We start from the raw sequence: 12657 nt of genomic DNA, 5'->3' as shown, positions 1-12657 counted from the left end.
CGTATGGGCCAAAAGTCCCCTATAGTTCTTCTATAAGCGTGTGCGCTGAGGCACATGCAGTTACCCGTCAGGTGCACGCCCCTCTCCTCGCGTACCTCAGCGGTTACTCGTGTTGTCAATACCCATCTCAATGAAAGGAGTTTTCCGATGAGTAGCCCTAAGATCCCTAAAGACTCACCGATCTCAGCTGGATCGCAATCAAATAAAGACGAAACGATAATGCCCCCTGGTCGCCCATGGATCCGCCACTTCGGTGGCCTCGTAGGGGGTGTAATCGCAGCGATAATCATCTACCTCATCTTCCCCAAACACCTCTCCCCCGAACTCGTGTCTACGCTCGCGGAAAATGACGTAGAAACCAGCGGCACCATAATCGCAATGACAGCCGCTGTTGCAGTGCTCATGGGGATTTGGTGGATGACAGAAGCAATCCCCCTCGCCGCAACCGCACTAGTACCAGTTACCATCTTCCCGATCCTCGGGGTGGCAACCTTTAAAGAAGCCGGCTCCCCCTACGCCTCATCAACCATCTTCCTATTCATGGGTGGTTTCTTTCTCGCCCTCGCGATGCAACGATGGAACTTCCACCGGCGGCTCGCACTAAACATCGTCCTCCTGGTCGGCACCAAACCCAAACGGTTAATCCTAGGGTTCATGATCGCATCCGGATTCCTCACCATGTGGGTATCCAACACCGCCACCGCCGTCATGATGCTCCCAATCGGAATTTCCGTACTCACCACAGTCGGACACGTAAAAACTGACGGCGGTAAACCCATCGTCTCGAACTTCGGGACCGCCCTAATGCTCGGAATCGCCTACTCTTCCTCAATCGCATCCCTATCCACCCTGATTGGCACCCCACCGAACGCCCTGCTGCGCGGCTACATGATGGACACGCACCACGTGACACTGAACTTCGGTAAATGGATGCTGTTCGCCGCCCCCATGGCCTGGATCTTCCTGATCGTCGCCTGGCAAGTACTGATCCGCCTATACAAACCGGAGATCGAAGAAATCCCCGGTGGGAAACAACTTATCCGCGGCGAGCTAGAAAAAATGGGGCCCATGACGGCGCAAGAAAAAACCGTGTGCGCCATATTCATTTGTGCCGCACTCGCGTGGATAATCATCCCCACCATCTGGCCAGATGGGCCCATTAGTGACGCCACTATCGCGATGGTACTTGCCTTAGTTTTGTTCATTACTCCCGCAAAACCCAATGAGGGAGTAGCGATTCTGGATTGGAACACCGCTAAGAAAATCCCGTGGGACGTGCTCCTCCTGTTCGGCGGCGGCCTATCCCTATCCGCAGTATTTGGAATCTCTGGGCTTTCACTGTGGATCGGTAACCTCGCCAAAGGCCTCTCTGGCCTGCCGATCGTAGTGATCATAATCTGCGTAACAATACTCGTGTTGGCACTCACAGAAATGACGTCAAACACCGCTACCGCAGCCGCGTTCCTACCCATCCTCGGGGCCGTTGCTGTGGGCATGGGTATCGACGTGCAACTACTCGTCATCCCCGTCGCCCTGGCTGCCACCACCGCGTTCATGCTTCCCGTAGCTACTCCGCCCAACGCGATCGCCTACGGATCTGGCTACATCACTATTGGGCAAATGGTTAAAGCCGGTATCTGGCTGAACATAATCGCAGTCATCTTCATAACCATATGGACCCTAGCGTTCGGACCCCTGATCCTCGGCATAACCATCTAACCCAACCGTCCACACACCTAACAGAACTCGGGGCCGCGCCTCACCAGCGCGACCCCGAGCTTTGTGCTGAAACAAAAATCCTCAAGCAATTAGTTCTGGAGTTACGTTAAGTACTAGCTGTCGCTGTGAAACCGAAGGTATGCTGGTTATATGACAAGCCATGAGTGCGGCGAGAATCTCCTCCGTCTTCAACGAGTACGGGAGGAGTTTATATCTGTGCTTAAAAATAATGGTATGTACGATCCTGCAGTGTTTGGATCTTCCGCTCGAGAAGAAGATTCAGACCAATCTGATCTGGATATTTTAGTGTCAACAGATAAGCCTTTAGGATTTTTCTCTTTAGCTGTCGTACAGGAAAAACTATCTAACCTTGTTGGTGTACCCGTCGACCTGATCTATAGACAATCTTTACTCCCCGATGTATCGAAACAAGTTGAACAAGAATCTATTGCAATATGAAGAAAAGCAACCTTGATCTAATTGAGGAAGCAATTACAAACATCAGTTTGATTAATGAATACACTAAGTCAGGCTTCGACAATCCAATAGTTTTCGATGCTGTGGCATTACGTATTGCCGTTCTAATCGATACCCTAAGCAAATTGGACAGTTCTCTAAGAAAAGAAGTTACTCAAGATAATTGGGCAGCGATACGGGGAATGCGAAATCGAATTGTTCACGCTTATACCGGTGTTGACCACGCAATAGTTAAAGCTACCGTTAGTAATGATCTTCCAATCCTGGAACAGTCATTGAAAAGAGCGAAAACCAGACTTGGCGAAAGTCCGCAAGACTAGCCTCGGGGCCGCGCCTCACCAGCGCGACCCCGAGTACCTAGAGGTTCCCACCACCTCAAGAAGAAAAACTACAGCATGCACGACACGCAATCATCCACCTGCGTGCCCTGCAACGCTAACTGGCGGATACGCATGTAATACATGGTCTTAATTCCCTTGCGCCACGCGTAAATGTAGTTCCGGTTCAAATCCCGAGTGGAAACCGTGTCCGGGTAGAACAGGGTTAGTGACAAGCCCTGGTCAACATGCTGCGTCGCCACCGCGTACGTATCAATGATCTTCTTCGGACCAATCTCGTACGCATCCTGGTAGTACTCCAAATTGTCGTTCGTCATGTAAGGCGCCGGGTAGTAAACACGCCCGATCTTACCTTCCTTACGGATCTCAATCTTCGACACAATCGGGTGAATCGACGACGTCGAATTATTAATGTAACTAATCGACCCAGTTGGGGGCACCGCCTGCAGATTCTGGTGATACATCCCGCCCTCACGAATATCAGCTGCTAACTGACGCCAATCCTCCTGCGTCGGAATGTAAATCGTGGACGCATCCAAAAGCTCCCGGACCTTATCCGTCTGCGGCTCCCACACGCCCTCAATGTACTTCTCAAAATACTCACCCGAATAGTACTTTGAATCCTCAAACCCAACAAACGACTCCCCACGCTCACGCGCAATCTTATTCGACGCCCGCAACGCCTGGTAAGCCACCGCGTAAAAATACATGTTCGTGAAGTCCAAAGCCTCTTCACTACCGTAAAACACGCCTTCACGCGCCAAATAACCATGCAGGTTCATCTGCCCCAACCCGATCGCGTGCGACATCGCGTTCCCCCGCTCAATCGACGGAACCGATGCGATATTCGACAAATCAGAAACAGATGTTAAACCCCGGATCGCCGTCTCAACAGTGCCCGCGAAATCCGGTGAATCCATTGTCTTCGCAATATTGAGCGAGCCCAAGTTACACGAAATGTCCTTACCCACATGCGAGTAAGTCAGATCCTCATTAAACTCCGAAGCCTCCGACACCTGCAGAATCTCAGAACACAAGTTAGACATCGTGATCCGACCCTTAATCGGATTCGCCCGATTCACCGTATCCTCAAACACAATGTACGGGTAACCAGACTCAAACTGGATCTCCGCGATCGTCTGGAAGAACTTCCGCGCATCCACCTTCTTCTTATGGATCCGCTTATCATCCACCATCTCCCGGTACTTCTCCGTAACCGAAATCTCCGTGAACGGCACCCCGTACACCCGCTCCACATCATAGGGGCTGAACAGGTACATCGGCTCCTTATTACGCGCCAACTCAAACGTAATATCCGGAATCACCACGCCGAGCGACAGCGATTTAATCCGAATCTTCTCGTCCGCATTCTCCCGCTTAGTATCCAAAAAACCCATGATGTCCGGGTGGTGCGCATTCAAATACACCGCACCCGCACCCTGGCGGGCACCCAACTGGTTCGCGTAACTGAACGAATCCTCCAGCAGCTTCATCACCGGAATGACCCCGGAAGACTGGTTCTCAATCTTCTTAATCGGCGCACCCGACTCACGCAGGTTAGACAGGTTCAACGCCACTCCGCCGCCGCGTTTAGACAACTGCAAAGCCGAGTTAATCGCCCGGGCAATCGACTCCATATTGTCTTCAATCCGCAGTAAGAAACACGACACCAACTCGCCGCGCGCCTTCTTACCCGCATTCAAAAACGTTGGTGTCGCAGGTTGGAACCGCCCATCGATAATCTCATCCACCAAACGCTGCGCCAAGGCCTCATCACCTCGCGCTAAATACAGGGCCACAATCGTCACCCGATCCTCGTAACGCTCCAGGTAACGCTTCCCATCAAACGTCTTCAACGTGTACGACGTGTAATACTTGTAAGCCCCCAAGAACGTGGGGAACCGGAACTTTTTCCCATACGCCCGCTTATACAGGGACTTCACGAAGTCGAACGAGTACTGCTCCAGAACCTCAGGTTCGTAGTAGCCTTCTTCCACCAAGTAATCTAGCTTTTCCTTCAAATTGTGGAAAAACACGGTGTTCTGGTTAACGTGCTGCAAAAAGTATTGACGTGCCGCCTTGCGGTCCGCGTCGAACTGAATGTTCCCGTCCTTGTCATACAGGTTCAGCTGAGCGTTCAGCGAATGGTAATCCAACTCCGGAGGCAGTGACGTCTCTAGACCCGTATCCGTTAAATTGTTTGCCAAAACTCTTCCAATCCTTTGCGGACCACATCCACGTCCTGTGGTGTGCCCAGTAGTTCAAACCGATACATGTGCGGGACGTTCAACTTCTTAGCAATAATGTCCCCCGCCAGACAGTACGCTTTACCAAAATTTGAATTCCCACCTGTGATCACGCCGCGGCACAAATCTCGGTTCTCTTTCACATTCAAGAACTTAATTACCTGCTTCGGCACAGCGCCCCCCACGTTGCCACCCCCATAGGTGGGTACGACCAGCACGTACGGTTCATCCACGTACAAGAACGGGTCGCGGGGCCTAAGCGGAATCCGTTTCGCTTCAAAACCGAGCTTATCCACAAAACGTTTCGTGTTTTCCGTTACCGAAGAAAAATAAACGACATGCACCACTTTCGGGTTGACCTCACCTATAAAACTAAATGACTTCTGTGTATTCTGCGCTATTTTAGTGACCCGCCTTACCTGGCTGCCGTGGCTAGCGCACGTGGCAGGTTTAGTTCGCTACCGCGAGTTCTTTCGCCATTTTCTTAATGAGGTCCGGCCGGTATCCCGCCCACTGCTGGTCGCCAGCCACCACCACGGGTGCCTGCGCAAACCCCAGGGAAGTCACGTACTCGTACGCCTGCTGGTCAACCGTGATGTCGACTGTCTTGTACTCCAGTTTTTGGCGGTTCAACGCCCGCTTCGTAGCATCGCACTGTACGCACATGGGTTTACTGTAAACCGTGATCATTCTGGCCCTTCCGGTCGGTCCGCACCCCTTTTTGGAATGCGTTCTTAAATCTCGCTTGGTGAAAAATCCTACGGTGTAAACACTACACTTAGTGGTTGAGTTTCGCACTACCCACTAAATAGCGTGTTTCTCACAGTTTTCCGCCCACACGTAGTTTCGCGCATTTTAACGCGCTTTCACACGCCTTCGCGCGATATTAGCCTGAGGGAAAACCGTGGACACCCACTGCCTGCACTAGCATTCCACCACGTTTACCGCTAGCCCCCCGACCGAGGTTTCCTTGTACCGCGAATGCATGTCCTGCCCGGTTTGCCACATCGTTTCAATCGCCGCGTCCAGCGGCACCGTGTGCCGACCGTCCCCCCACAGAGCCATGCGGGCCGCGTTAATCGCTTTCACCGCCGCAATAGCGTTGCGTTCAATACATGGGATCTGCACCAGGCCCCCAACCGGGTCGCACGTCATGCCCAGCGAATGCTCCATCGCGATCTCTGCCGCGTTCTCCACCTGCATCGGGGTACCGCCCAGTGCCTCGGCAAGCCCAGCGGCAGCCATCGCGGAAGCCGAACCAACCTCGCCTTGACACCCCACTTCCGCGCCCGCGATCGACGCATTCGTCTTAATCAACCCGCCGATCGCGGTGGCGGCCAGCAAGAAGTCACGCCTTCCCCGCACCGGGTCGGCCTGTCCCTCAGGGCAAAAATGCAGCAAATATCCCAAAACCGCGGGAATCACGCCAGCCGCCCCATTTGTTGGCGCGGTAACCACTCGGTGACCGGCCGCGTTCTCTTCATTCACCGCGAGCGCATACAAGTTCACCCAATCCATGGCCCGCAGCGGATCCGCGTTCGTCCCCACCCACGCGCGTGCGTCGCAGGCAGCGGGCTGGTCACTGGTGCGGTCTTGCAGGGTTTCGAACAGTTTCGAAGCTCGGCGCGCCACGTTCAACCCACCCGGCAGCACCCCCTGGGTGGTGCATCCCGCTTCTATGCACTGCGCCATTGCCGCCTCAACCGCGTCCAGGTAGTTGTTCAGTTCCGCGTGGGAGTGCGCTGCCTCTTCGTTTGCCCGCACCAGCTGCGCGATCGACAGGCCCGCTTGTTCGCACCGGTCCAGTAGTTCACGCGCGGTTGCGAACGGGTAGGGCGCGGCAATCTCGTGGGTTTGTTTCGCGTCGTCAGTTACCAGCGCGGCCACATCCGGGTGGGTTGGGTCGTCTGATTCGTCAACCATCACGAACCCACCACCGATTGAATAGTAGGTTTTAACCACGCTACCGCCTTCATATTCCGCCGTGAGGGTGAGGGCGTTCGCGTGGTACGGCAGTGTCGTAAGGGGGCGGAACACAATGCTTTCCCTGGTGAACGGCACGTCCTGTCCGTTAACACGCAAGCGTTCTTGCTTCGCCACCCGCTCATCAATCCCAGCCACCACTTCGGCTGGCACAGTAGCCGGTTCATAACCTTCCAACCCCATCATTACCGCGCGGTCTGTGGAGTGACCACGACCCGTAGCACCCAGCGACCCAAACAGGTCGACCCTCAAGCGGGTAGGGTGGACGCATTTTTTCTGGAGGTTCCGTGCAAACGCGGCTGCCGCCAACATGGGCCCCACGGTGTGTGAAGACGAAGGGCCGATTCCGATGGTGAACATGTCGAACACCGAAAGGGGCCTGGGCGTGGTTTTCGCCTCCATCTCACCAGCCATCATCGCGGCTGGGGATGCCCCGTGTGTTTTCTGGATTGAAACCATACTTTCCCCTTCAGGTTCCTCTTGCGAAGCGCACCCACTTCACTCAGCACTCACGCACGTACAGTTATATGCCAAACGATACGCGTTTAGCCGCCGATTTACCCGCCGGCAACGCGTGTCCCGCACCATCGGTTGTAATGAACGAAAAGAGGGGCTGTAACCTCAAGCAAATACTGTGGAACAATGTGAGCATGACGACTAGCCCGAATCTGAATCCTGACTCCACTTTTAACAACGATTTTGAAGCTACGTTTAAAACCGCTGATTCTGATGCGGCCCGCCCACAAATAGTGATTGCGACTGCCATGCCTATGGAAGCGGCTCCTTTTCTTGAGGTCCTTGCTGCCCAGGAGGGGTTTAAGCAAACCACGCAGGCTGGGTTAGACGTGGCGGTCGGCACCATCGCCGGCAAGCGAGTTGTGGTGGTGACGACGGGCATCGGGTTGGTGAACGCCGCGTATGCCGCCACGGTTATGTGCAGCCGCTACCAGCCGAAGTTTTACCTGTGTGCGGGCACTACCGGCGGGTTGGCGGCAAGCACGCGGGTGCGGGACGTGTGCGCGGGTACGGACTACACGTATTCGCGGGCGGACGCAACCATGTTTGACTACGAACCCGGGCAAGTACCCGGCATGCCCGCCACTTACCCGGCCGGGCAAACCCTGTTGGCAGCGGCCCATAGTTTGGAGGTACCCGGGTTAACGTTCGGGCAAGTGGCTTCCTCCGACGCGTTTATAACCACAGAAACCGTGGAGAATATGCGCACCACATTCCCCCGCGCCATCGGAGCGGACATGGAAAGCACCGCCGCCGCCCAAGTGTGCGCAAAAACAGGCGTGGAATTCTTATCCTTACGAGGAATATCGGACCTGTGCGGCCCCCAGGCCGGCGACGATTTCCACGTTGACGGGTCCGAAGCCGCCCAAGTGTCCGCGAACGCAGTTCAAGCCCTCCTGAGCGCCCTTCCGTGCGGTTACTGACCCAAAGATGGGGTTTCAAGGCGAGCTTGGAACGCGCCCGCAGCGAGGTCACGCAAGCCCGTCCAGTTGAACCCGGGCCAGCCGTGAATTCGTTCTAGCCACTCAGCGGGAATCGCAGCAAGCCCCCACACGGCCCCAAGCACCGCGCCGGTTAATGCCGCCACAGTGGCACTATCCCCACCGGCACGCACCGCCGCTTCAACCCCCACTTGCACGGGGTTGAGCCGTGGGTTGCGTTCAGATTCTTCGACTGCAACCGCGAGCGCCGCATGCATCCCCGCAAGCGCGTCCAACGCAGACAACCCGGCTCCGCGCACGCCCCCACCGATCGCCTCTTGAATCAAGGGACGTTCCAGTTCCGACACCAGTGAACTCGCCAGATGCGGGCGGATCCGAGCCACCGGCTGGTCTTTCACCGAGTGGATTGCCTCAAAAATAAGGGCACTCAAATACCCCGCTGCCGCCACCGTGTGTGGATGCGCGGACGTAAGGCGAGCCACCGACTCCGCCGCAACCGCAGCCTGCCCCACGTTCGTGGCTGCCAACGCGGACAACCCCGAATGCAAAATCAGGTTGTCAGCAAACCGCTCCCGCACCCGCTGCCCTTCGAACCGCTTGTTCGCCAGCTGCGTCAAACCCCCGGTTTCTACGGTTATTCCCCCGGTTTCGCCTACCCCACCGGTCTCGGCTGCTAGGGCCCCCGCGTCCACCGCGGCCGACAAGAGGGTTTGCACCCCCGAGGGCAAGTCCCGCTCACCTGCCTTAAACCAAGCGAGCATGCGGGTTGACAGCTTGTGCAGCCCCGCGGGAGTGGAAAGGCCCGAGGGGGTGACTTGGGCAGCTGGTGTAGACGGAGCAGAATAACCCGCCTCGTCTTGCGCAACCTCCAGCACTAAAACCGCTAATTCAACCGGTTCACCCCAGCGGCCCGAACGCATGCGAACGGGTTCGTCATCACGCGGTGGCTGGCGCAGCGACCACGGACCTGCCAACGCGGAACCACACGCCGCACCCACCGCGGCACCCACCGCCCTCATGAGCCGGTCAGAACTACCCCGCGGCACCAAAACCCCAGGCAAACTCACGATGCGAAAACTCCAAGTAAACTAACGGGATAAAAACCCCAGGTGGATTCACGACACAAAACCGCAGGCAAAGTCACTGGATTTAAACCCAAGCTTGGGCAAGTAACTCGTAGGAACGCCGCCGCAAAGTCGGATCCCACACGTTCGTCACCACCATCAACTCATCCGCTTCCACATCGGCCGCGAACGCCTCCAACTGATCCACAACCTGCTCGGGCGCACCCGTAATATACGTCGGATCCACCCCGCCGGGCGCATCCTTTGGAATCGGACGGTCCTGCACCACCCAATCCTCACGCGGGGGCGCCAACTTATCTAACCGCCCGTGAATCAACCCAGACTGCGCCTGCAGCTGCGTGGTCATCAAATAGTCCGCCTCCTGCTTCGTAGGCGCCACCACCACGTTAACCGCCGGCATCAAATACGGAGCAGCATCGGGCGTGCCCGCAGCCTGCGCGTCAAAATACGCCCGGTACGTCTGCGCCGCCGGCTTCAACAACTTCGGCGCAAAATGCGACGCAAACGAATACGGCAAACCAAGCGCCGCCGCGACCTGCGCCCCACCCAAAGACGAACCCAACATCCACAAGGGAACCTGCGTGCCCTCACCGGGAATCGCCCGCACCTTCCGGTGCACCACCCGCGGATTAGCCTGCACACCCAGCACCGCGGCCTCCGCGCCAGACAATCCCTCATCGGAATCATCAGGAACCGGACCCAAATACGCACGCAACTGCGCAACCGAATCTGCAAAATCATTCAAATCTGCAGACGACCGGTGAAGCGCCCGCGCCGTCACCGGATCCGTCCCCGGGGCGCGCCCCAAACCCAAATCAATCCGATCACCATAAATAGTGGCAAGCGTCCCGTAATACTCCGCAACCATGAGTGGCGTGTGATTCGGCAACATCACACCCCCGGCACCCACCCGGATCGTGGACGTGTGCTCCGCCGCGCGCGTCAACAACAACGACGTCGCAGACGACATGAACGTGCGCGAACCGTGGTGCTCCGCCATCCAGTAACGCCGGTACCCACACTGCTCCGCCAGCTGCACCAGCTCCAACGAATCATCCAGCGCGTTCTTGCGGGTACGCCCCTGCGACGTTGGTGACAAATCAAGTATTGAAATGGGGATCCGCGTTGACATTTACCATCACCTCACCGGCAATTCTAACCGAAAGCAAACCCGCGGGGCCATCGCGGACCCACTGCAACTACCCGGGTTTAGACCCGCAAGCTCGCAGCGGCAACCATCCACAATTAACTGCAACTACCCGCAGTTGATTGCGCAACCGCAGTTAATTGCCCAAACCGTGGTTAGTTACGGAAACCTTGCTTAGTTACGCAAACCATGGTTAGTTACGCAAACCGTGCACGGGCGCGGGAAGCCGCCCACCTCTTTCCACCAGGGTTTGCGAAGAAAACTTGGACACCGGGATAACCGGGGCGCGGCCGAGCAAGCCACCGAACTCCACCACGTCCCCCACCTGCGCACCCGGCACCGCAATCAGCCGCGCCGCCGTAGTCTTGTGGTTCATGATTCCAATCGCGGCCTCATCCGCAACCATGCCCGCGAGGGTCTGCCCCGAAGTGTCACCCGGCAGTGCGATCATGTCGAACCCAACCGAGCAGATCGACGTCATCGCCTCCAACTTATCTAAAGTAATAGACCCCGCCTGAACCGCCTCAATCATCCCAATATCTTCCGACACGGGAATGAACGAGCCTGACAAGCCCCCCACGTGCGAGCACGCCATCAAACCACCCTTCTTAACCGCGTCGTTCAACAGTGCCAACGCGGCGGTAGTGCCGGGTGCCCCCACTCGCTGCACCCCGATTTCCTCAAGGATTCGGGCAACTGAATCCCCCACTTCCGCAGTGGGGGCGAGCGATAAGTCAACAATCCCAAACCGCACCCCCAAGCGCTGCGCAACCATGCGGCCCACCAACTGGCCCACGCGCGTTATCTTAAACGCCGCTTTTTTCACTTCCGCGGCCACCACGTCAAAGGATTCTCCACGCACTTTCTCGAGGGCACGCTTCACCACCCCGGGGCCAGAAACCCCAACGGAAATCACGGCATCAGGCTCCTCCACCCCGTGGAACGCACCCGCCATAAATGGGTTATCACCCACCGCGTTCGCGAACACCACCAGTTTTGCCGCACCTAAACCCGACTGGTCCGCCGTCTTAACTGCCGCCTGCTTCATCACCTCACCCATGCGAGCCACCGCCGACATGTTGATCCCCGCACGCGAAGACCCCACATTCACCGACCCGCACACCACTTGCGTTTGCGCTAACGCGTCTGGCAGCGAGTCCATCAGTACCTCATCGGAATAGGACGCACCCTTTTCAACCAGTGCCGAAAACCCACCGATAAAATCCACCCCCACTGCCCGCGCCGCAGCATCAAGCGTCTGTGCAAACGGAACGTAATCATCCACCCCGCTCGCGGCCGCTACCAGCGCAATTGGAGTAACCGAGATGCGTTTGTTAATAATCGGAACCCCGATTTCCGCTTCCACATCACGGGCGATGCGCACCAGGTCTTTCGCCTGCGTAGTGATCCGCTTATAAATCCGCTCCCGCGCCCGCTGCGGGTCCGCATCCGCACAATCCAGCAGGTTAATGCCCATCGTGACCGTGCGGATATCCAGTTTGTCTTCCTCGATCATCTGGATAGTTTCGAGGATATTCTGTGCCGTATCCATCTTTACAACCGGTGCATTTCGTCGAACAACTGCGCGGCCTGCAGGCGGATCTGTAGTTTCTGTTGCTGCGCCACCTCATTCATATCCGCTTGCAGCTGCGTGATTGGAACCTCATTATTATCGAACTCCAAATGCATGATCATCGTAAAGTAACCATCCATCAAAGTTTGCGAAACGTTCAGAATATTCGCCTGCCGCTTAGCAACCGCGCTGGCGACAGCCGCCACAATCCCCGTGTGGTCCACGCCCGTAACCGTCATAATCGCTTTCATACATCCAATACTGCCAGAAAGTACGAAACGGCCAGTAACCACGTCCGGACCGTTTTTATGAGGGCAGTTGGTACAACTGAGCCGCCAGTAACCACGAAGGTGCCTGCATCCGCGAGCGTGGGGAACACCACGCTGGGGGTGATTTGCGTTTGCCCCCTGCGTTTCGATAGGCTTGCAAAGCCTTAAAGCTCGGGTGGCGGAATTGGTAGACGCGCACGGTTCAGGTCCGTGTGCCCTTACAGGCATGGGGGTTCGAGTCCCCCCTCGAGCACCAGTACTTGTGCGTCAGAATCTGCTTCAGTTTAAAATTTCGAATAAGTCACTTGGCTTAGAACCACTACGAATTACTCGCTCAACATACAAACCCGCAGATAATTCATT

12 protein-coding genes and 1 tRNA gene are annotated in these 12657 nt (G+C 56.3%); 5 read left to right on the top strand and 8 right to left on the bottom strand.

All coding sequences use genetic code 11. From position 1 onward, the window contains the following. The first annotated feature begins 147 nt into the window (after positions 1 to 147). The 3 genes from QS713_RS01920 to QS713_RS01910 all read left to right on the top strand — a co-directional run bounded on the left by QS713_RS01920 (position 148) and on the right by QS713_RS01910 (position 2516). Positions 148 to 1719, top strand: coding sequence for an SLC13 family permease (locus tag QS713_RS01920; RefSeq protein WP_313272008.1), 1572 nt, complete (start codon positions 148 to 150; stop codon positions 1717 to 1719). Positions 1720 to 1935: 216 nt separating this feature from the next. Then, a complete protein-coding gene (locus QS713_RS01915) occupies positions 1936 to 2178 on the top strand; it encodes a nucleotidyltransferase family protein (protein ID WP_313272006.1) in 243 nt (80 codons plus the stop codon). Then, positions 2175 to 2516, top strand: coding sequence for a HepT-like ribonuclease domain-containing protein (locus QS713_RS01910; RefSeq protein ID WP_313272004.1), 342 nt, complete (start codon positions 2175 to 2177; stop codon positions 2514 to 2516). The genes QS713_RS01915 and QS713_RS01910 overlap by 4 nt, the downstream gene beginning before the upstream one ends. Positions 2517 to 2584: 68 nt before the next feature. On the opposite strand, the gene nrdE is transcribed toward QS713_RS01910, so the two are convergent. From nrdE to QS713_RS01890, 4 genes are all read right to left on the bottom strand, one after another. Further along, positions 2585 to 4741 carry a class 1b ribonucleoside-diphosphate reductase subunit alpha gene (gene nrdE / locus QS713_RS01905; RefSeq protein ID WP_102217029.1) on the bottom strand — a complete coding sequence of 719 codons (2157 nt, stop codon included), beginning with the start codon at positions 4739 to 4741 and terminating at the stop codon, positions 2585 to 2587. Beyond that, positions 4726 to 5127: a class Ib ribonucleoside-diphosphate reductase assembly flavoprotein NrdI gene (nrdI, locus tag QS713_RS01900; protein WP_313272001.1), complete on the bottom strand. Its 402-nt coding sequence runs from the start codon at positions 5125 to 5127 to the stop codon at positions 4726 to 4728. The genes nrdE and nrdI overlap by 16 nt, the downstream gene beginning before the upstream one ends. A 103-nt stretch (positions 5128 to 5230) precedes the next feature. Then, a complete protein-coding gene (nrdH, locus tag QS713_RS01895; protein WP_102217027.1) occupies positions 5231 to 5470 on the bottom strand; it encodes a glutaredoxin-like protein NrdH in 240 nt (79 codons plus the stop codon). A 234-nt stretch (positions 5471 to 5704) separates the two neighbouring features. Next, entirely contained in the window at positions 5705 to 7222 is a 1518-nt protein-coding gene (locus tag QS713_RS01890; RefSeq protein WP_313271998.1) for an L-serine ammonia-lyase, read from the bottom strand. 137 nt (positions 7223 to 7359) lie between these two features. Between QS713_RS01890 and mtnN the strand changes: the two genes are divergently transcribed. After that, entirely contained in the window at positions 7360 to 8202 is an 843-nt protein-coding gene (mtnN, locus tag QS713_RS01885) for a 5'-methylthioadenosine/S-adenosylhomocysteine nucleosidase (RefSeq protein WP_313271996.1), read from the top strand. On the opposite strand, the gene QS713_RS01880 is transcribed toward mtnN, so the two are convergent. From QS713_RS01880 to QS713_RS01865, 4 genes are all read right to left on the bottom strand, one after another. Further along, a complete protein-coding gene (locus tag QS713_RS01880; RefSeq protein ID WP_313271994.1) occupies positions 8196 to 9287 on the bottom strand; it encodes an ADP-ribosylglycohydrolase family protein in 1092 nt (363 codons plus the stop codon). The genes mtnN and QS713_RS01880 overlap by 7 nt on opposite strands. Before the next feature lie 82 nt (positions 9288 to 9369). Then, positions 9370 to 10437 (bottom strand): LLM class flavin-dependent oxidoreductase, encoded by a 1068-nt coding sequence (locus tag QS713_RS01875; protein ID WP_313271992.1) that lies wholly within the window; start codon positions 10435 to 10437, stop codon positions 9370 to 9372. A gap of 208 nt (positions 10438 to 10645) precedes the next feature. Beyond that, complete coding sequence (locus QS713_RS01870; RefSeq protein ID WP_313271990.1) at positions 10646 to 12004, bottom strand: PFL family protein; 1359 nt, start codon at positions 12002 to 12004, stop codon at positions 10646 to 10648. Between the two features lie 2 nt (positions 12005 to 12006). Continuing rightward, the gene (locus QS713_RS01865) at positions 12007 to 12276 is read right to left on the bottom strand and encodes an ACT domain-containing protein (protein WP_102217082.1); all 270 of its coding nucleotides are present in this window, start codon (positions 12274 to 12276) and stop codon (positions 12007 to 12009) included. A gap of 187 nt (positions 12277 to 12463) precedes the next feature. Between QS713_RS01865 and QS713_RS01860 the strand changes: the two genes are divergently transcribed. After that, positions 12464 to 12550 (top strand) — tRNA-Leu (locus QS713_RS01860). Positions 12551 to 12657 lie beyond the last annotated feature (107 nt).

The sequence above is a fragment of the Gleimia hominis genome, assembly GCF_032085515.1.
GTDB lineage: Bacteria > Actinomycetota > Actinomycetes > Actinomycetales > Actinomycetaceae > Gleimia > Gleimia hominis.
Note: the sequence above shows the minus strand (reverse complement) of the source record. Positions and strands in the feature narration are given on the sequence as shown.

Excerpts from the sequence above, each read along its gene's own strand:
- QS713_RS01920 (WP_313272008.1), top strand. The coding sequence starts at position 148 with ATGAGTAGCCCTAAGATCCCTAAAGACTCACCGATCTCAGCTGGATCG.
- QS713_RS01910 (WP_313272004.1), top strand. The coding sequence starts at position 2,175 with ATGAAGAAAAGCAACCTTGATCTAATTGAGGAAGCAATTACAAACATC.
- nrdH (WP_102217027.1), bottom strand. The coding sequence starts at position 5,470 with ATGATCACGGTTTACAGTAAACCCATGTGCGTACAGTGCGATGCTACG.
- QS713_RS01890 (WP_313271998.1), bottom strand. The coding sequence starts at position 7,222 with ATGGTTTCAATCCAGAAAACACACGGGGCATCCCCAGCCGCGATGATG.
- mtnN (WP_313271996.1), top strand. The coding sequence starts at position 7,360 with ATGAACGAAAAGAGGGGCTGTAACCTCAAGCAAATACTGTGGAACAAT.
- QS713_RS01875 (WP_313271992.1), bottom strand. The coding sequence starts at position 10,437 with ATGTCAACGCGGATCCCCATTTCAATACTTGATTTGTCACCAACGTCG.
- QS713_RS01870 (WP_313271990.1), bottom strand. The coding sequence starts at position 12,004 with ATGGATACGGCACAGAATATCCTCGAAACTATCCAGATGATCGAGGAA.
- QS713_RS01865 (WP_102217082.1), bottom strand. The coding sequence starts at position 12,276 with ATGAAAGCGATTATGACGGTTACGGGCGTGGACCACACGGGGATTGTG.